An 18,584-nucleotide genomic window follows, 5' to 3' on the forward strand; every position below is an offset into this window, starting at 1 on the left:
AATTATGTTTGAATATGGATAGTATCAGAATTAGCACTGCTCAAAATATTGATATTGATTATGAAATTGCTGGCCTTGGAGAGCGTATAGCTGCAAGGTGTATCGATCTGGCTGGATTTCTAATTCTCGCTGTAATTACTTTGGTGGTAATGGGAGCAGCACAAATGGCGATGTCAGGAAGTGCTGCAATGGTTGTTTTTTTTATTTTCTTGGCAATTTTTGCTTTCTACGATCTGGTTTTCGAAATTACCATGGATGGCCAAACTTTGGGAAAGAAGGTGTTAAAGATAAAAGTAATTAGCATTGATGGCACGCAGCCAACTATTGGGCAGTATATTTTTAGGTGGTTGTTTCGGATGATCGATTTCGGCTTCCCCTTTGGCTGGGGCGTTGTTGCATTGGTTACAGTAGCGGTAACAAAAAATCACCAGCGATTGGGCGATATACTGGCTAAAACAACGCTGATTAAAACTAAACCAAGAACTGAATTTTCTAATGTGGCCTTCAGTTTTAATTTACCTGAAGAATATGAACCGCAGTTTAAGGAAGTTCTGCACTTGAATGATAGGGATATAGAACTTATTCATGAAGTGCTAACAGGTTATTACCAGACTGGGAATGCCGATCTGATTTATGCCATGGCAGCCAAAACCAAGGAGCACATTTTTGTAACTGTTCCGAGTGGGATGAACGAGTTACAGTTTTTAGAGACAGTATTAAAAGATTATAATCACCTTACCGCTAATATAAGTGTTTAGCTAAAAAACATTTTGTGTAAATAAGTGATCATCACAAAATTACCGATTACGATAACCATTACTCTAAAAATAAAGGAACGTTGTTTGACCTGGAACTTATACAATAGACCAGCCGAGACAAATAAAAACAACAAGGGGATGGTTGGTGGATAAAGCGACCAGCTTTTCGATAAATCACCTTGAATAAGGGCGATAAAAGATCTTTGAAAACCACAACCTGGACAATCTATGCCTGTTAAAGCTTTAAACGGACAGGTGATTAAATGATTTTGCAGCCAATCAACCAGGTTGATTAAGCTGCAAAATATAAATATGGTAAACATCCGTGAATTAAACTACCGGTGGAGGGGTGTCGTTTGGAGTATCTTGATTTCCAGATGGTTTGTTAAAAGGATTGTTTGGGCTGTTAAACGGGTTATTTGGATTGTTGAAAGGATTGTTTCCAAAACCGCCATTTTGTGCTTCTGCTGCCGATGGACCTAAATATTTAGCATCTCCAAAACCTAAGATCGGCCAAAAAATGTATGGAAAGATAACCAGACCTACAGTAAAACCTTCTGATTTGCCAAAACTTTTACTTACTAAATTATAAAGCCAAATTGCAAATACAATGTTTACACAAGGGATGATTAGCCATAAAATCCAGATCATTGGCTTGCCAACAATTTCTAATAAAATGATCAAATTGTAGATAGGAATAATTGCGGCCCAACCAGGTTTGCCGGCTTTTTCGAATACTTTCCACATGCCGACAATTAACAAAACAATTATCGCCAGGTAAATAATTCCGCCTACCAGACCAATACCTGCGGCTACCCCGCTTGATTCATACTCATTCATAATTTACTGTTTTTAAAGGTGATTAATTTAAATAGTTGAACTAAAATATATTTTTTAATTTAAAAACAGCATAAATAAACGGTTAATTATTTCAACACCGTACTAACTTTTGTTAATAAAGCGGTTGCCCATTCGGCGTACATTTTACCACTCGGGTGCAATCCATCGCTTGCTACTAAAGATAGATCAGTCGCTGCATTTCTCGATGCAGGGGTAATATTTGTGTAGCTCACTCCGGCTGCAAGCGTTATTTCCTGGTTTACGGTGTTAAAACTATCAATTTCACTCGCAATAGTTTGAGAGGCTCTTCCTGAGTTTTTGCCAAAAGGAGTCGCACCCCAATCTGGTATAGAAACCACAAAAACTTTACTTTTGTTACCACCTGCGCGGGTAATTGCCGTTTGTAACAATTCTGAGAACTCTTTTTTGTAGGTATTTATCGGATAACCGCGGTATTGGTTATTTACACCAATCAAAAGCGTAACAAAACTATATGTTGCCGTTAAATTCTCCTTTTTTATCGCGGCCAGCAGCTCATCTGTAGTCCAACCGGTAACTGCAATAATTTTTGGATCTGTTACGTTAATGCCTTGAGTTTTTAATAAACTTTGAAGCTGATAAGGAAAAGATTCTGTTTGTTTAACGGCTTCACCAATCGTATAAGAATCGCCAAGGGCTAAATAAGTGAAATTACCTTTTCCGTTTGATGGATTTGTAGCTTGATTGATTGCTGGCTCGTTAATCATGGGCGCTTGTTTTGTACAGCCCGAAGTTAAGAAAGAAAATAAAATGGCGCTTAATAAAATCTTCATAGCTTAATCTACGAATTAGCGTTCCGTTTAGTTTTGTTTTAGGGCAGCAATGAGTTTTTGTCTAAAAGCGGCATCAGTGATAATGCCTGCCTCAAAATTTGCGAAATTGCCTTGAATCATCAGCTTTTCTTTTTCAGTAAGGTTGTTAAAGAAAAACGCACAGGCTAAACTGGTTCCGCTTTTTTCGGTGGCATAAAAAGCGTCTGTTAAAATAAAAGCCGTTGATCCACCTTTTTGCCCTAAATGTTTAAAAGCTGCTTGGTTGCCTGGATACTCCATAGGCCATTCCATAATCTGATCTATGATTTTTTGGATTTCAGGCTTAAAGTAATTTCTACTGTTAATTTTCTGCATTATGCTTGCGTAGTCTGTAGCATTTGAAGCGACTAATCGATCAGACCATATTTTTTGTATTGCGAATGGCAAGTTTATGGTGCTGAAAGTTTTGATAAATGTAGAATCTGTTTTTAATTTGATATGATTGGTTTCGCATCGTTTTATATATTCATTCATTGGCATTGCTTCCAATTGTTTTGCCCATATACTTTCAGCGAGGTTATCAGGTTTGAGGCAAGTCGTTAATGCTCCCGCAGTGAAGTAATAGTAGGGACTATGCTGCTGAAGTTTTAGTGTTCTGATGTTCCGGTTAATGTTTGCCAAGCCTAATAAATCTTCAAGATATTCAGTATTGGCATTTGAGCTAAATCTAATCATGCCTTGAGCAATCTGTAGTAAAGAAACACTGTCAGTCTTTTTCTTTTGTAAGGATTTAAGCCATGCTGAATGTGCACCGCCATCGGTAAAAGGAATATAGTATTTGCTTAGGTCGCTTATTGCTATACTTTGGTTTGCGTCAATTTTTTTGGCGACAACCTGATTGGAAAATTCGATGGCAATAATGGTTTTGGCAGCACTGGCCAATGGCATCGATTGATTGCCGTTAAAATTGAGTACTTCCTTGCTATTCTCAATAAGTACAATCGAAGCTTTTTTAGGATTATCCTTTATAAATTTAATTATCCCATCCAGGTTTTGTGCAGAAATACGAGTGGTAATTAGCGCTAAAATAAAGATAAGCCTGATCATTAAACGAGCTTCATTTTAAAGAGTTGGGCAATATGATTCTTTAATTTTCCTTTTACCTCTTCCATATCAGGATGATACCCCAGCTCTTTGGCTAAAGAAGTTACGGCCTTATCATCAATGCCGCATGGCACAATATTTTTAAAGTAATCCAGATCTACATTTACATTAAAGGCAAAACCATGCATGGTAACCCAACGGCTGCAACGAACGCCCATGGCGCATATTTTACGGGCCTTTTCGTTATCGGCATCTAACCAAACCCCTGTAAAACCAGGATAACGGCCCGCTTCTATCCCATAATCTTTTAGGGTGAGGATAACGGCTTCTTCTAGCGTGCGTAAATATAGATGGATATCAGTAAAGAAATTATCAAGGTCAAGAATAGGGTAGCCCACTATCTGCCCAGGGCCATGATAGGTAATATCGCCGCCTCGGTTTATTTTATAATAGGTTGCTTTCTTATCTTTTAATCCCTGCTCGTCCAACAATAAATTTTCGGGATGCCCGCTTTTACCTAAGGTGTAAACGTGGGGGTGCTCGCAAAATACAAGATGGTTTGGGGTAGGCTTATTGCTATTGTTTACGCGGTTTTCTGTTTTAATGGCCACCGTTTTATTTAGCAAATCTTCCTGTTTATCCCAGGCTTCCTGATAGTCTGTTAAGCCCCAGTCTGTAAAAATAGTTGGCTTTAAATCTGTTGCAATTGCTTTTTCCGCTGTCTCGTTCATCTCTATTTATTTTAAGAATTGCTGGCTACATAGCCCAACATGTAACTGTCTTTGGTTTTAAAGTAATTAACAGTCAGCTCCCTTGTTCCTGTTGGCAGTTCTACCAGCGCATTTAGTGAGCCTTCGTTTTTTAGCTTAAAAGGTTTTATATGGATATGCTGTTTAAACTCTAAACCTTTTTTGCCATGCCACTTGTAAATGGCCTCTTTAGCACACCACGCAACATACAAACCATCCGTATTATCGCCAATCTGTTTCTGGGCAAGCTCTACATCGCTTAAAAATTTGTGTTTAATGCTTTTTATTTTGTGCTTAATCAGTTCGATATCTACACCTACAGCATGATCTTTGCTAATCATTACGGCAGCATAATCATAAGAATGGCTTAACGAAATATGATAGTCGAAGTTAACCAGATAGGGTTTGCCATGTTCATCAAACTGACAGTCGATATACTCGGTTGTATTAAGCATCGTTCTTAATAGCAATCTGGTGCTTAACCAGTGTAGCAGCCGCTTGCCACTGTTTAACGACGAAATAATATCATGTTCATGCTGCTTAAGCTGCAATCCGGCCAACAATTCTTCCTCCGTTTCCTCAATTTTCCAAATTGCTAAAACAGAATGCTGATCAATATTTTTATTGTAAATTATTGGCATTGATTAAATTGGAGATTACATGCAAAATTATCTTAAATAAATGATAATTTAGGCCAAAAATACGTATAAAAATGATATTATCTGATAGCAGGATATTAGAAGAAATTGAGAAGGGAACAATCATCATTGAGCCTTTTAAACGCGAATGTTTAGGAACCAACTCGTATGATGTGCATTTGGGAAAATACCTGGCTACTTATAAAAGCCGTGTGCTTGATGCGAAGGCGCACAATGAAATCGAACATTTCGAAATTCCTAAAGATGGTTATGTTCTTTATCCAGGCACACTATATCTTGGTGTTACGGTAGAATATACCGAAACGCATGGGCATGTGCCCTTTTTAGAGGGTAAAAGCAGTACCGGCCGTTTAGGTATCGATATCCATGCAACAGCAGGTAAAGGTGATGTTGGTTTTTGTAATACATGGACATTAGAAATATCAGTAGCACAACCTGTAAAAATTTATGCCGGAATGCCTATTGGTCAATTGATTTATTTTGTGGTTGAAGGTAAGATCGAAACGATGTACAATTCAAAAGGTAATGCCAAGTACAACAACAAAACCACCAGGCCGGTAGAAAGCATGATGTGGAAGAATAAGTTTTAACTAGTTGCTTAATTGGTTATTAGCCAACAGCCAATTGAAAGCTGACATCTTTTTCTTTTTTGAAATGGAAGTCAGTACGCTGTGGCTGCTTACGGGTTATGATCGGCGGTTTTGTTCTCTTGGCACTAAACATTGTTCCTAAACCCGATTAAAGTGAACATCCCGATTTTTCATCGGGATAAAGCGGAAAGCGGGACTGTGGCTGCCAAACGCTCCGAACCCCTCATTTCCAAATCACTTAGCATGGAAGTATATTCTTTTATGGAAATGAGCGGGCAGTACTTTGGCGGTCTGTATTGATGAATTAATATGTTTCTATAAGTATCAACTAAAAACTTAGAAGTCAAACTAAATTTCATGGTATCTTCATGAAAATATGCCTTAGGTTTTGTACCTTGACACATATTTATTTGTTAACCAACCACATGAAACTCAAAATTACTCTCGCAATCAGTTTTCTATCTCTACTTATTGTTTTTGCCGCATTTAAAATGGATGATGATCCATTTAGTCAGCTCTTACAAAAACTCGAAGATTACACCAGTAAATATCCACAAGAAAAAGTTCACCTTCACTTAGATAAGCCTTATTATGCCATTGGCGATGATATTTGGTTCAAAGCCTATGTTGTAAATACCAAGACTTCGGCCCCTTCGGGCATTAGTAAGATCCTGTATGTGGAGCTGATAAATGAAAAAGATTCGCTAAAAAAACTGGTTAAGCTACCCATTATGGGAGGGATTACATGGGGCGATTTTAAATTAACAGATTCGCTCGGCGAGGGCAATTACAGAATCAGGGCCTATACCAATTACATGCGGAATTTTGGCACCGAGTTTTTTTACGATAAGACAATTAAGATCGGAAATAGCTGGGCTAACAAAGTTTTTACAAAAACTTCTTACAGTTTTACCAAAGAGAACAATGCGGATAAAGTAACGGCAACAGTTCATTTTGAAGATAAAAATGGTGTCGCCTATAGTGAAAATGAAGTAAGTTACGAGGTTCAGTTAGATTACCGTACCGTTACAAAAGGTAAAGTTAAAACAAGTTTAACCGGCGATGCTGTAATCAGCTTCACAAACAATCAATCTTTCCAAAATAAGTCAGGAAAGATTATTGCTGCCATTACGCTGGATAATAAACAAAAAGTAATCAAATCTATCCCGATCACTTCCACGTCTAACAATGTCGATGTACAGTTTATGCCGGAGGGGGGAACGCTTGTTGAAGAATTGCCGCAAAAAGTTGCCATTAAAGCTGTTAATGCCGATGGTCGCGGTGAAGATGTAGAGGGAAGTATAGTAGATGAAGGGGGAAATGAAGTAACCAGTTTTGCCACCAATTATCTAGGTATGGGTAACTTTGTGTTTAACAATCAGGCTGGTAAGTCATATTCGGCAAAGGTTAAATTTAAGGATGGATCGGAAAAAACGTTGAAATTACCTGTGGCCGTTAAAAGTGGTTATGCACTTTCTGTAAATGCTTTAGATACAGGTAAAGTGGTGGTTAAAATCATGGCCAGTGCCGATCTTGTGAATGGCGATGAACTAAAAGTTGTGGCACAGCATGGTGGCAATGTATATTATGGCTCGAAAGCTAAAATGGATAAACAGGTACTAGTAGCCAATATTCCGAAAAAGAACCTGCCAACTGGTATTGTACAGTTTACTTTATTTTCAAGCAGTAATCAACCTTTGGCAGAGCGGTTAGTTTTTATTAATAACAAGGCCGAATTAATTGACGTATCGATTAATGCATCAGGAGTTTCTAGTTCAAAAAGAGGAAAAGCAGCCTTTACTTTCGGTGCTACTAATGATAATAAACCCGTTTTAGGTAGTTTTTCGGTTGCTGTAACCAACGCAGCAAAAGTAACACCTGATGAAAATAATGAGTCGAACATCCTCACCTCGTTATTGCTTACCTCTGATTTGAGCGGCTATGTAGAGAAACCCAACCATTATTTTTTAAAGGATGATCTTCAAACACAAAAGGAACTCGATAACCTAATGCTTACCCAGGGCTGGAGAAGATTTCTTTGGAAAAACATCATCAATAATGTTGGTCCGAATATTACCTATAAACCCGAGCAGTCTATTACCATTAGCGGAACGGTAATGAAGGGCAATAAACCTGTGCCTGGTGGCAAGGTAATGCTAATGGCTACAAAAGGAACGGTGTATATTTTGGATACGGTAACCAATGCCGAAGGAAAATTTGTTTTCGATAATTTAAGTTTTGGCGATAGTACAAAATTTGTTGTTCAGGCTAGAACTAAAACAGAAAGGAAGTTTGTAGATATTAATCTTGATATCGTTCCAGGGCAGATTGTAACCAAGAATAAAAATGGAGCCGATATCGATATCAATGTGAATAATACTTTGATGAAGTATATTAAAGAAAGCGATAACTATTTTAATGAGATGACCCGTTTAGGCCTGCTAGAGCGGACCATTAAACTCGAAGAAGTAACCATTACCGAAAAGAAAAACCCAGCGAAGAACTCATCAAACCTGAATGGTGCAGGAAGAGCCGATTTCGTGATGACAGCCGATCAGCTCTCTACCTGTGTTACCCTTTCGCAATGTTTGCAAGGGCGGTTACCAGGAGTAATATTTAGGGGCAATATACCTTACCTCATGCGTAGTCAGGATACGCCTATACAAATTATTGTTGATGGTATGCAGATGGAAGCTGATTTTCTGGATAATGTTGTTCCAAGCGACGTAGAATCTATCGAGCTTTTAAAAAGTATAGGAAATACAGCTATTTATGGTTCGCGAGGCGGAGGGGGTGTAATTATTATCACTACTAAACGTGGTGATGGGGGAAGAAGTACTGCTCGTTATGCGCCGGGAATTGTAACCTTTAATCCAAAAGGATTTACGATTTCAAGAGAGTTTTATTCACCAAAATACGATGCCGCAAGTTCAAGTAGCAGGCCCGATTTAAGAACAACTATTTATTGGAATCCACAGGTTGTTACCGATAAGGATGGAAAAGCACAATTCGAATTTTATAATGCAGACGAGCCAGGAACCTACCGTGTAGTAATAGAAGGAATAGACGCTATAGGGCATTTGGCAAGAAAAGTTTACACTTATGATGTTAAATAGAGAAAAATAGATAAATTTGAATTAGTATGCATGCATAGTTTATGCTGCGGTATATTTGTCTTGATACTAGATTCTTAAATCTTGATACTATTTAAAATATGAATACAATAAAAGTAAGTGTTAAAGATCGCCTGGCAACCATTACATTAGATAGAGGTAAATCGAATGCCTTAAACCGTGAGTTGATTACCGAGCTAGACGATATGCTTAAAAATATTACCGCCGATGACAACATTGGCGGTGTAATTTTAACTGGTACAGCACCTTTCTTTTCTGCCGGATTGGATTTGGTAGAACTTTATAACTATAACGAAGAAGAAGCTAAATCTTTCTGGCAGTTGTTTTTGGGGTTTACCGCCAATATGGTTTCATTTAAAAAACCGATGGTAGCCGCAATTAGTGGCCATAGCCCGGCCGGTGGGTGCGTAATGGCATTAGCCTGCGATTACCGGGTAATGGCAGAAGGACAATACATTATTGGACTTAATGAGGTGCCGGTAGGTATTATTGTGCCAAATAGCATTTTTCAATTGTATGCATTTTGGCTAGGTAAGGCCGAAGCAAGCCGTAGTTTGCTTTCAGGTAAACTTTACAGTCCCGAAGAAGCTTTAAAAGTCGGTTTGGTTGATGAACTGGTGAAAAATGAAAGTTTGTTAACAGCTGCCGAGCGTAAGATTAAGAAATACATGGAGCTCGAAAGCAATACTTGGTCGCAAAGCAAATTAAATATCCGTGAGGAATTAATTGCTGCCGTAACTGCAGATCAATCGGCTACTTTAGAAAAAATGCTAGCACAGTGGTGGTCACCAACAACACGCCATATTTTAAAAACAATTTTAGCTAACCTGCAGAGAAAGTAATCAGTTTGCAGTTGTTGGTTTTCAGTTAAGGATTAACCAACGCTATAGTTAACCAATTACAATAATTAACCAGTTAACCAATATACTATGTTCAGTTATAATGCACCAATGCTCAGAGAAGACGCTTTAAAAGGAAAAACCATTGTAATTACAGGCGGTGGAACAGGATTGGGGAAAGCGATGGGCGTGTATTTCTTGAAGTTGGGAGCCAACCTGGTAATTACGAGCAGAAAACAGGATGTACTGCAAAAAACTGCCGATGAAATGGAAGAAAAAACAGGTGGCAAAGTATTGGCAGTTGCCTGTGATGTTAGAGAAGTAGCACAGGTAGAAAACGTATTGGCCAAAACTTTAGAAAGATTTGGCTCGGTTGATGTACTATTGAACAATGCTGCAGGTAATTTCATCTCTCCAACAGAGCGGTTATCGGCCAATGCATTTTCATCTATTATCGATATCGTTTTAAAAGGGACGGTTAACTGCACGCTTACCTTTGGTAAACATTGGATTAAGGAGAAACAAGCAGCAACAGTTTTAAATATAATTACCACTTACGCTTTTACAGGCTCAGCCTATGTTGTTCCCTCAGCTTGTGCAAAAGGTGGCGTTTTAGCGCTAACAAGATCTTTAGCTGTTGAATGGGGTAAATATGGTATTCGTACCAATGCGATTGCGCCTGGCCCATTCCCAACTAAAGGCGCATGGGAGCGTTTACTACCTGGCGATTTAGCCAAAAAATTCGATTTCAAAAACCGTGTACCTTTGAAAAGAGTTGGTGATCATCAGGAACTCGCCAATTTAGCTGCATTTCTGGTGAGCGATTTTTCAGGATACATTAATGGCGAAGTAATTACCATTGATGGTGGTGAATGGTTGCAGGGTGCGGGCCAGATGAATGGTCTGGAAGCAATCCCGAACGAAATGTGGGATATGCTCGAACAAATGACAAGAAGCGCTAAGGGAAGCTAGTATTTGATGACAAGTCTTATTACTTGATACTCGCTACTTGTTACTAAAATATTATCTTTGCCGATATGAATATCTTACTTTTAGGTTCAGGCGGCAGAGAAAGCGCATTCGCTTGGAAAATGAGCCAGTCTTCGCACTGCGATAAACTAATTATTGCTCCAGGTAACGGTGGTACAGGGGCTTATGGTACAAACATCAATATCAATGTAAATGATTTTGATGCCATTAAAAAAGTAGTGCTTACCGAAAACATCGAACTCGTTGTAGTAGGTCCTGAAGAACCTTTGGTAAACGGTATTCACGATTTTTTCCTTGCCGACAAAGCCATCGCACACATTCCGGTTATCGGACCTAAAAAAGAAGGAGCTATTTTAGAAGGAAGTAAAGATTTCTCTAAACAATTTATGGAGCGTCATGGTATTCCTACTGCGGCCTCAAAATCTTTCACACCCGAAACTTTAGAAGATGGCTTGGCTTATCTTCAGAACCATGCTTTGCCGGTTGTTTTAAAGGCCGATGGTTTGGCAGCGGGTAAAGGTGTATTAATCTGTACCGAAACCATCGAAGCTCAGGAAGAATTAAAACTGATGCTTGGTGGTAAATTTGGTGCTGCCGGAGCCACTGTAGTAATTGAAGAATTTTTAAGCGGGATAGAACTTTCAGTATTTATTTTAACCGATGGCGAAAATTATATCACGTTGCCTTCTGCTAAAGATTATAAACGGATTGGCCAGGGCGATACAGGTTTAAATACTGGTGGTATGGGTTCAGTTTCGCCGGTTCCTTTTGCCACACCAGAATTTTTGGCTAAAGTAGAAGAGCGGATTATTAAGCCAACGGTTGAGGGTTTAAAGAAAGATAATATCGATTATACAGGTTTCATATTCTTCGGACTGATAAAAGTAGGAGAAGAACCATTTGTAATCGAATACAATGCGCGTATGGGCGATCCTGAAACAGAGAGTGTAATCCCTAGAGTTGAAAACGACTTGGTAGAACTGTTTTTAGCTACCGCCAACAAACAATTAAACCAGGTGAGTTTGGTTATTTCTGAGCAAACAGCTGCTACTGTAATGATTGTGGCAGGTGGTTACCCAGGTGATTACCTAAAGGGTAAAGCCATTACCGGAATTGAAAACCTGCGTCATTCTAATGCATTCCATGCTGGGACATTGTTAGAAAATGATGTGGTGAAAACAAATGGTGGAAGGGTAATTGCAATTACCAGTTTGCAAAAAGATTTGTTTACGGCCTTACAATCAGCAACTGCTGATGCCGGCAGAATTTATTTCGACGGAAAATATTTCAGGGAAGACATCGGTTTTGACTTAATTTAAAAGATATAGGTTGAAAAAAGTACTCAAAAAGATTTCCGAAACCGCAATTAAACAAGGAGAGTTTAGTTTTACAACCGAGCAGATTGAAACAAAATGGCTAGGTAATCAACCTGCTACCTCAGCCGAAATACAAGAAGCTGAAACAAGGCTGGGGGTAACGCTTCCAACGGATTATAAAGAATTTCTGTTGATTACCAATGGATTTACTACTCCAAATGAACACGTTGATCCATCGTTTTCAAAAGCAAGCGATATCGCATTTCTAAAGGATGTTGATCCACAGCTGATCGAAATTTGGACAGAAAATGATGAGTTGTTAGAAGTAGCCATTAAGCTGGCCAGAAGCATTATTATTGCTGGCTTAGGAGAGGAGCAATACTTTCTTTTAGTTCCGCCTATAATTGAAAATGGAGAATGGGAATACTGGAAGTTTGCATCATGGATTCCAGGAGAAGATCCTTACGAAGGACTCGAAAATTATTTCATTAACGTATTGGATTTCTTAAAATCTGCATAATACGTTTTCGTATAAACAAAGAAAGCCCCAAATCGATTGGGGCTTTCTTTGTTTGAATGCTTTTTTATTTCGATTTGCTTCCTAATAATTCTTGAAGTTTATCTTGTAAAGCTTGTTCTCTTAAACCTTTTGCAATAATTTTGCCTGTTGGATCAATTAAGAAATTAGCCGGGATCGATTGGATGCCATACATTTGAGCCACTTCATTGCTCCAGCCTTTTAAGTCTGATACATGTGTCCAGGTTAACTTGTCGGCCTCAATCGCTTTTTGCCAGGCCGCTTTAGTTGTTCTGGTATTTCCTCCATCTAAAGAAACGCCTAAAACAGTAAAGCCCTTATCTTTAAATTTGTTGTAAGCTGTTACCACATTTGGGTTTTCCTGACGGCATGGGCCACACCATGAAGCCCAAAAATCTACCAGTACATATTTACCTTTAAAATCGGATAATTTAACAGGTTTACCCGCAGTATCAACTTGAGTAAAGTCCATAGCCATAGCACCTACAGCGGTCTTTCTTCCAGCATCGAATATTTGAGCAATTTTTTTACCTGTCGTAGTTGCCTTCAATTCTGGCGATAATGCAACAAAAGCTTTTTCTGCTGCTGTTGCCTGATCAGGATCTGCAGCCAATTGGCTAATTGCGCTTAAGCTGATAAATGATTTTGGATTGCCGTTTGCATATTGTAATAATAATGGAGCCATTCCAGCGGCTTCTTTTTCATAACGGGCACCTAAAGCGCCCATAACAGCTTTATCTTGTTTTTGCTCGGGTGTATAGGCTGCATATTCTGCATTAATTGCAGCAAGTTTATCTGCTACAGGTTTAGTTAATGCTTTTAATTTCTTTGCATCATCATTAACTGGAGAGCCAGTAATTGTTGCTTTCTTTAAAGAATCTGCCGCAGCCAGTTTTATATTTCCTGGCTCTACATATAGCGATAAAGCATCTAATTTTTCACCCTGTGCCGGGCGGTTTACATAAGGGTTTTTGTTTAAGAAAAGACTTCCCTGTGCAGGATTTAACAATGTTCCTTTAAATGTAAAGGCACCATTTGTTACTGTTGCAGAATCGGTGACATTTTTGTCGTCACCTTGATAGATCAGATAAACCTTGTCTCCGGTTTTCAATCCTTTTATGTCGCCACTAACTGTAAATGGCTTTTGTGCCAAAGCTGCAAGAGGCAATAGTGCCATTGCAGATAATAATATTTTTTTCATCTTATAAAATTGTTTTCATTGGTGATAAAGCTATCATGATTTATTGATTTTACTTTGTGATTTTGAAAATCATGATGGTTTCATGAGGTTAGTTTAATTCCATCCAAATATAGAAATCTGTACCGCTAAAACGTAAATACCTGTGTAAAATTATGATAGATTATGTATCAGAATATTACTTTCATGATTATTATACAATTTTAGTCTGTTATACTATAGATTTCCAGCTTAATATTTTATGCTGGCTGCGTTTTTGGTTCTCCAAGCCTCCATAAATTAATGTTTTTTCCACTTTTTGAGGGCTGGCATTCAACTCAAATTTATCCAGATTTTTGAATAAATCGGAAGTAATGGTTTGAGTAGCTTTGATTTCAAATACTGCGAAACCCTCATCCGTTTGTTTAAGTAAATCCACCTCATTGGCATGGCTATCTTGCCAAAAGTAATATTCATTATTTAAATAGTTATGGTAGTTTTGCTTTTGGAATTCTGCAATTACCATGTTCTCGAAGATATTTCCTTTCAGTCTATTCCCTGTTAAAGCCTTGCCATTTTTAATTTTTAAAAGATGGCACAAGAGGCCTGTGTCGTAAAAGTAAAGTTTCGGCGTTTTTACCAAACGTTTATTGAAATTTTCGTAATATGGCTGCAAAAGATATATAATATAACTGCTTTCTAAAACTGAAAGCCAGTTTTTTGCTGTTGGCTGTGATACATTGCAGGCATTTGCCAGCGCGCTCAGGTTAAGTAATTGCCCTGCCTGGTTAGCGCATATTCCAATAAAAGTTCTGAATGTCTTTAAATCTTTAATATTTAGAAGTTCGGTAACATCTTTTTCCACATAGGTTTGTATATAATTGGAAAAATAGACATTAGGTTCTATATCACGGTCGTAAATGGCAGGATAAAAGCCCTTAACGCAAGCTTCAGCAAATGAATCTTCAAGTAGATCATTAGCTTTAAGCTCAGATAAATCGAAAGGTAAAAGTTTAAATAGTGCTACTCTTCCTGCAAGACTCTGTGTGATACCCTGCATTAAATGAAAATTCTGTGAGCCGGATAGAATAAACTGGCCCATAATCTTTGATTCATCAACAATGTTTTGCAGATAAGAAAAAAGCAGTGGAGCCCTTTGTACCTCATCAAAAATTACCTTATTATCATATTCGTTTAAAAAGCCATTTGGATCTTCAGTCGCAAATGCCCTGACATCAGGGTTTTCCAGTGAAATGTATCTGTAATCCGAAAATATGGTTTTTAGTAAGGTAGTTTTTCCTGATTGCCTGGGGCCTGTAACCGCGATAATTGGAAACTTACTTTTTTGATCTTCGATATGTTTTGTGATATTTCTTTTAACTAGTTCTTGCATAGTTATTTATTTGGCTCGAATATACCAAAAAAATATAAGGGTATGCAACACAACTTTGAAATTACACGGATACAACTTTGAAATTACACAACTTCTGATTTGAAATTACACGAGTTTTTAGTTCAGTTTTTGGTAGGTTCTCCACCATAAATCGGGCATTTCGCCATTAACAGCTGTTTGGTAATCGTCGTACCTGCAAGGCACCAGATGGTAGCGTTCATTTTTAGATTGACCCGATGGGTAAGGAACCTGCATCCACCAGCGGTCTGATTTTTTGCTTTTCACAAACATCATCTCTCCCGAGCCATCTTTTAAACTGGTTCTATAGATCATGAACTGCGATTTCGGTGTAAGTGGGAAATCCTTTTTGCGGGCATAAAATCCATCTACAAAATACCATACCATCTGAGCAAGTAAGAAAGCTGTTTGTCCGTTATTGTCATAGGCCGGATTAAACTCGTAAAAACCAATTGAGGTTAACTTATCATTCATACCAGCATAACGGGCAATGCGACAGGCTTCCTCGCCATCAAAACCATTTGGCGTGGTATTCGCATTTGCTGCAGCATCTGCAGAACGGATAGCGCCCATATCAAAACTAATCATGTTTGCATTGCGGATTATGGGCTCTGTTAAGGTAATATCCTGAGCAAACTCGCCCAAACGGTGTACATCAAAATACAATTTATCCATTACGCTCAAGCTCTCCTGGTTTACAAAATAAGTTTGATACCCCACATTGCTAAAATTGAAAAGGTAATTGGGCTGATGCAGGAAAATTTTGTTCAGGTAACAGTCCGATCGGGTAGCAATTCCTTCATGGTCGTCATCGCCAATGTCAAATTGGTTATCAATAACCACCAGATCTACTTTTTGCTCTAAATCTTCGTAACCCAGGTATTGGCCATAGGTTAAATCTTGTCCGCCACCGATAATGATTGGAATAATGTCTTTTTTAATCAGTTCCGAAACCACCATTTTGATGGCAATATAAGTATCGGCAATGGTTGCGCCGTGTTTAATATTCCCTAAATCGACAATCCGGCTATTAAAAGCACCTTCGTTGAGTTTATAAAATTTCTCTCTAAAATAATCCGGTGCCAGGGCAGAGCCTTCATTATTAACGGCACCTCTTCCATCAAGTACCCCAAAAATCGCCAAATCGTAGGTATGCTCCTCAAAATCGGGGAATGATTCGGTGTAAATCTGCGCTTTTAACCCTAGCTGACTTGTAAAAAATCCTTGCTTGGGGGTAAAACTATCGGGGTTTATAGGGGAAAAGAAATCCGTTAATGACATATATTTAAAACTCTCGGCTCAAATATCTATTTTTGAATGCGTATTTCCACATATAGCTCGAAAAAAATAAAATGATACTGGTAACCGGAGGAACTGGATTTTTAGGATCTGAATTAATTAAGCAGTTAACCGATAGGGGTTTAGCTGTTCGGGCCTTGAGGCGGGAGAAATCTAAAATCCCTTTGCTAATTCGAAATATCCCACTTATCGAATGGTTTGAGGCCGATATTAACGAACCTTCTGCATTGGAAGATGCCTTTATCGGGATTACCAAAGTTTATCATTGTGCGGCATTTGTATCCTTTAACCCCAAAGATAAAAAGCAACTTTTTCACGTAAACATAGAAGGAACCTCGAACATTGTAAATCTTTGCGCCGAAAATAATTGCCGTTTATTGCATGTAAGCTCAGTAGCTGCGTTAGGAAATGCTAAAAAGGGCAATAAAATTACTGAGAAAGACTTTTGGGAATATGATGCCAGAGCACACGCCTATGGTTTATCAAAATATGAGGGTGAGATGGAAGTTTGGCGGGGCATTACTGAAGGTTTAGACGCTATTATTGTCAACCCATCGGTAATTATCGGTAAAAATGCGGGCTTTGAAGGAAGTGGGGCAATTTTTAAATTGGTAAAAGGTGGTTTCCCCTTTTACACCAACGGTGCTTCGGGTTTTGTTGATGTTGAAGATGTAGCCAAAGCGATGATCCTGTTAATGGATGCGGAAGTTTCAGGAGAACGTTATATCATTTCTGCCGATGATTATCATTATAAAGATCTGTTCAGCGAAATTGCACAGGGTTTTGGTGTTAAAGCGCCAAAAAGAGAAGCAAAACCATGGATGCTCGGAATAGCCTGGCGGGCGCTAAAATTTGCATCCATATTCACTGGTAAACAGCCTTCTATCACTAAAGACGCAGCAAAGAGCAGTTTAACCTTAAGTTATTACAATAACAATAAAATAAGAACGGCAACAGGCATCGCCTTTAAGCCAGTTGCCAATAGCATAAAAGAAATTACCCAACATTTAAGATAATGCCCAAACAAAAAGCCTATTACATCATCGATTTTGATAGTACCTTTACACAGGTAGAAGCACTTGATGAACTTGCCCGAATTTCGCTAAAGAACCACCCAGATAAAGAGGCAATTTTCCAAAAAATTGAAGATTATACCAATTTGGCAATGGAAGGAAAACTCTCCTTCTCCGAAAGTTTAGCCCAACGTGTTAAGCTTCTTGAGGCTAACGAAGATCATTTAAAACAACTTATCAAACATTTGAAAAAGAAAGTATCTACTTCCTTTTCGCGTAATGCTGAGTTTTTTAAGAAACATGCCGATGAAGTTCTAATTGTATCTGGTGGATTTAAAGAGTTTATTACCCCTGTAGTGAGCCAGTACCACATTAAAAAGGAAAATATTTATGCCAATACCTTTGTAACCACGGGTGATGGTAAAATTATAGATTACGATCATGCCAATCCTTTAAGTGAAGAAGGTGGTAAAGTAAAATTACTTCAGCATTTAAAGCTCGAAGGAGAACTATTTGGCATCGGCGATGGATATTCTGATTTCCAGCTGCGCGAAAGCGGTATCATTAATAAGTTTTTTGCATTTACAGAGAATATAGCCCGTGAAAGCATTGTTTCGAAAGCTGACCATGTAACACCAAGCTTCGACGAGTTTTTGTACGTAAATGATCTGCCGCGTGCAATTTCTTATCCTAAAAACAGAATCCTTTGCCTGGTAATTGGTGAAGTTGATCCCTTAACGATTTCTATCCTTAAAAATGATGGTTTATCGATCAGACATAAAACTTCTTTTGAAGAAAAATATGTGAAGGATGTGGGGATTATCCTTTTAGGTAATGGTGAAAAAATAAATGCGGAACAATTAAAAAACGCAGCTAAGCTAAAAACTATTGGTTATTTAGGTAATGCAAAAAATAAAATAGACCTCGATTTATGTACCAAACAAGGTATTGTTGTTTTCGATGACCCTAAAAATAATCCACGTAATATCGATTTTATCCCGAAACGGGTTGCCGATTTTATGAATACAGGAGCAACTTATCTGAGCAGCAATTTCCCTAACTTACAATTGCCAAAAATTGAGAAATCGCACCGCTTAATTCACATACACAAAAACGTTCCAGGTATTATGGCGAAAATCAATACCGTTTTTGCCAAACACGACATCAACATCGTGAGCCAGTTTTTAATGACCAATCCTGAGATTGGCTATGCCATTACCGATATCAATGCACAATATGATAAACAATTGTTTAAATCACTTAAAAAGATCGAGCAAACGATAAAGTTTAGGGTATTGTATTAATAATAATAGTATCGTCATTTCGAGCGGAGTGCAGCGCAGTCGAGAAATCTTTATTAAAAGATCTCTCTTCCG

18 protein-coding genes are annotated in these 18,584 nt (G+C 38.2%); 9 read left to right on the forward strand and 9 right to left on the reverse strand.

The features are described 5' to 3' along the window. Window positions 1-14 precede the first annotated feature (14 nt). Window positions 15-758, forward strand: coding sequence for an RDD family protein (locus ACN9MR_RS24660; RefSeq protein ID WP_426327125.1), 744 nt, complete (start codon window positions 15-17; stop codon window positions 756-758). Here ACN9MR_RS24660 and ACN9MR_RS24665 read toward each other — a convergent pair. The 6 genes from ACN9MR_RS24665 to ACN9MR_RS24690 form a co-directional block, all read right to left on the reverse strand. Continuing rightward, window positions 755-1,081 carry a DUF2752 domain-containing protein gene (locus ACN9MR_RS24665; protein ID WP_426327126.1) on the reverse strand — a complete coding sequence of 109 codons (327 nt, stop codon included), beginning with the start codon at window positions 1,079-1,081 and terminating at the stop codon, window positions 755-757. The genes ACN9MR_RS24660 and ACN9MR_RS24665 overlap by 4 nt on opposite strands. 7 nt (window positions 1,082-1,088) lie before the next feature. Next, entirely contained in the window at window positions 1,089-1,598 is a 510-nt protein-coding gene (locus tag ACN9MR_RS24670; RefSeq protein WP_426327127.1) for a DUF5684 domain-containing protein, read from the reverse strand. 86 nt (window positions 1,599-1,684) lie between these two features. Then, window positions 1,685-2,410, reverse strand: coding sequence for an SGNH/GDSL hydrolase family protein (locus tag ACN9MR_RS24675; protein ID WP_426327128.1), 726 nt, complete (start codon window positions 2,408-2,410; stop codon window positions 1,685-1,687). A 27-nt stretch (window positions 2,411-2,437) separates the two neighbouring features. Then, on the reverse strand, window positions 2,438-3,496 hold the full coding sequence (locus ACN9MR_RS24680) for a serine hydrolase (RefSeq protein ID WP_426327129.1): 1,059 nt from the start codon (window positions 3,494-3,496) through the stop codon (window positions 2,438-2,440). Then, entirely contained in the window at window positions 3,496-4,224 is a 729-nt protein-coding gene (gene lipB, locus ACN9MR_RS24685; RefSeq protein WP_426327130.1) for a lipoyl(octanoyl) transferase LipB, read from the reverse strand. The genes ACN9MR_RS24680 and lipB overlap by 1 nt, the downstream gene beginning before the upstream one ends. 11 nt (window positions 4,225-4,235) lie before the next feature. Continuing rightward, on the reverse strand, window positions 4,236-4,883 hold the full coding sequence (locus ACN9MR_RS24690) for a 4'-phosphopantetheinyl transferase family protein (protein WP_108197253.1): 648 nt from the start codon (window positions 4,881-4,883) through the stop codon (window positions 4,236-4,238). 71 nt (window positions 4,884-4,954) lie between these two features. Between ACN9MR_RS24690 and dcd the strand changes: the two genes are divergently transcribed. The 6 genes from dcd to ACN9MR_RS24720 all read left to right on the forward strand — a co-directional run bounded on the left by dcd (window position 4,955) and on the right by ACN9MR_RS24720 (window position 12,290). After that, entirely contained in the window at window positions 4,955-5,491 is a 537-nt protein-coding gene (dcd, locus tag ACN9MR_RS24695) for a dCTP deaminase (protein ID WP_108197254.1), read from the forward strand. Window positions 5,492-5,916: 425 nt separating this feature from the next. After that, entirely contained in the window at window positions 5,917-8,607 is a 2,691-nt protein-coding gene (locus ACN9MR_RS24700; RefSeq protein ID WP_426327131.1) for a TonB-dependent receptor plug domain-containing protein, read from the forward strand. A gap of 98 nt (window positions 8,608-8,705) precedes the next feature. Further along, window positions 8,706-9,467: an enoyl-CoA hydratase/isomerase family protein gene (locus tag ACN9MR_RS24705; RefSeq protein ID WP_426327132.1), complete on the forward strand. Its 762-nt coding sequence runs from the start codon at window positions 8,706-8,708 to the stop codon at window positions 9,465-9,467. An 87-nt stretch (window positions 9,468-9,554) separates the two neighbouring features. Beyond that, window positions 9,555-10,436, forward strand: coding sequence for an SDR family oxidoreductase (locus tag ACN9MR_RS24710; RefSeq protein ID WP_426327133.1), 882 nt, complete (start codon window positions 9,555-9,557; stop codon window positions 10,434-10,436). A 65-nt stretch (window positions 10,437-10,501) separates the two neighbouring features. Further along, window positions 10,502-11,773: a phosphoribosylamine--glycine ligase gene (gene purD, locus ACN9MR_RS24715; RefSeq protein WP_029274471.1), complete on the forward strand. Its 1,272-nt coding sequence runs from the start codon at window positions 10,502-10,504 to the stop codon at window positions 11,771-11,773. 10 nt (window positions 11,774-11,783) lie between these two features. Continuing rightward, window positions 11,784-12,290 carry an SMI1/KNR4 family protein gene (locus ACN9MR_RS24720; protein ID WP_426327134.1) on the forward strand — a complete coding sequence of 169 codons (507 nt, stop codon included), beginning with the start codon at window positions 11,784-11,786 and terminating at the stop codon, window positions 12,288-12,290. 64 nt (window positions 12,291-12,354) lie between these two features. Here ACN9MR_RS24720 and ACN9MR_RS24725 read toward each other — a convergent pair whose 3' ends face one another. The 3 genes from ACN9MR_RS24725 to ACN9MR_RS24735 all read right to left on the reverse strand — a co-directional run bounded on the left by ACN9MR_RS24725 (window position 12,355) and on the right by ACN9MR_RS24735 (window position 16,177). Then, window positions 12,355-13,509: a redoxin domain-containing protein gene (locus ACN9MR_RS24725; protein WP_426327135.1), complete on the reverse strand. Its 1,155-nt coding sequence runs from the start codon at window positions 13,507-13,509 to the stop codon at window positions 12,355-12,357. 208 nt (window positions 13,510-13,717) lie between these two features. Beyond that, on the reverse strand, window positions 13,718-14,878 hold the full coding sequence (locus ACN9MR_RS24730) for an ATP-binding protein (RefSeq protein WP_426327136.1): 1,161 nt from the start codon (window positions 14,876-14,878) through the stop codon (window positions 13,718-13,720). Window positions 14,879-14,995: 117 nt separating this feature from the next. Continuing rightward, window positions 14,996-16,177 carry a formimidoylglutamase gene (locus tag ACN9MR_RS24735; protein WP_426327137.1) on the reverse strand — a complete coding sequence of 394 codons (1,182 nt, stop codon included), beginning with the start codon at window positions 16,175-16,177 and terminating at the stop codon, window positions 14,996-14,998. 71 nt (window positions 16,178-16,248) lie between these two features. Between ACN9MR_RS24735 and ACN9MR_RS24740 the strand changes: the two genes are divergently transcribed. Both ACN9MR_RS24740 and ACN9MR_RS24745 read left to right on the forward strand, forming a co-directional pair. Then, the gene (locus ACN9MR_RS24740; protein ID WP_426327138.1) at window positions 16,249-17,211 is read left to right on the forward strand and encodes an NAD-dependent epimerase/dehydratase family protein; all 963 of its coding nucleotides are present in this window, start codon (window positions 16,249-16,251) and stop codon (window positions 17,209-17,211) included. Beyond that, complete coding sequence (locus ACN9MR_RS24745) at window positions 17,211-18,512, forward strand: HAD-IB family phosphatase (protein ID WP_426327139.1); 1,302 nt, start codon at window positions 17,211-17,213, stop codon at window positions 18,510-18,512. Before ACN9MR_RS24740 ends, ACN9MR_RS24745 begins: the two co-directional genes overlap by 1 nt. Window positions 18,513-18,584 lie beyond the last annotated feature (72 nt).

The organism is Pedobacter sp. R-06, from assembly GCF_049913135.1.
Taxonomy (GTDB): Bacteria; Bacteroidota; Bacteroidia; order Sphingobacteriales; family Sphingobacteriaceae; genus Pedobacter.

Bases quoted from the DNA above. Each gene is read 5' to 3' on its own strand.
- ACN9MR_RS24660 (WP_426327125.1), top strand. From the start codon at position 15: ATGGATAGTATCAGAATTAGCACTGCTCAAAATATTGATATTGATTAT.
- ACN9MR_RS24665 (WP_426327126.1), bottom strand. From the start codon at position 1,081: ATGTTTACCATATTTATATTTTGCAGCTTAATCAACCTGGTTGATTGG.
- ACN9MR_RS24670 (WP_426327127.1), bottom strand. From the start codon at position 1,598: ATGAATGAGTATGAATCAAGCGGGGTAGCCGCAGGTATTGGTCTGGTA.
- ACN9MR_RS24675 (WP_426327128.1), bottom strand. From the start codon at position 2,410: ATGAAGATTTTATTAAGCGCCATTTTATTTTCTTTCTTAACTTCGGGC.
- ACN9MR_RS24680 (WP_426327129.1), bottom strand. From the start codon at position 3,496: ATGATCAGGCTTATCTTTATTTTAGCGCTAATTACCACTCGTATTTCT.
- lipB (WP_426327130.1), bottom strand. From the start codon at position 4,224: ATGAACGAGACAGCGGAAAAAGCAATTGCAACAGATTTAAAGCCAACT.
- ACN9MR_RS24690 (WP_108197253.1), bottom strand. From the start codon at position 4,883: ATGCCAATAATTTACAATAAAAATATTGATCAGCATTCTGTTTTAGCA.
- dcd (WP_108197254.1), top strand. From the start codon at position 4,955: ATGATATTATCTGATAGCAGGATATTAGAAGAAATTGAGAAGGGAACA.
- ACN9MR_RS24700 (WP_426327131.1), top strand. From the start codon at position 5,917: ATGAAACTCAAAATTACTCTCGCAATCAGTTTTCTATCTCTACTTATT.
- ACN9MR_RS24705 (WP_426327132.1), top strand. From the start codon at position 8,706: ATGAATACAATAAAAGTAAGTGTTAAAGATCGCCTGGCAACCATTACA.
- ACN9MR_RS24710 (WP_426327133.1), top strand. From the start codon at position 9,555: ATGTTCAGTTATAATGCACCAATGCTCAGAGAAGACGCTTTAAAAGGA.
- purD (WP_029274471.1), top strand. From the start codon at position 10,502: ATGAATATCTTACTTTTAGGTTCAGGCGGCAGAGAAAGCGCATTCGCT.
- ACN9MR_RS24725 (WP_426327135.1), bottom strand. From the start codon at position 13,509: ATGAAAAAAATATTATTATCTGCAATGGCACTATTGCCTCTTGCAGCT.
- ACN9MR_RS24730 (WP_426327136.1), bottom strand. From the start codon at position 14,878: ATGCAAGAACTAGTTAAAAGAAATATCACAAAACATATCGAAGATCAA.
- ACN9MR_RS24735 (WP_426327137.1), bottom strand. From the start codon at position 16,177: ATGTCATTAACGGATTTCTTTTCCCCTATAAACCCCGATAGTTTTACC.
- ACN9MR_RS24740 (WP_426327138.1), top strand. From the start codon at position 16,249: ATGATACTGGTAACCGGAGGAACTGGATTTTTAGGATCTGAATTAATT.
- ACN9MR_RS24745 (WP_426327139.1), top strand. From the start codon at position 17,211: ATGCCCAAACAAAAAGCCTATTACATCATCGATTTTGATAGTACCTTT.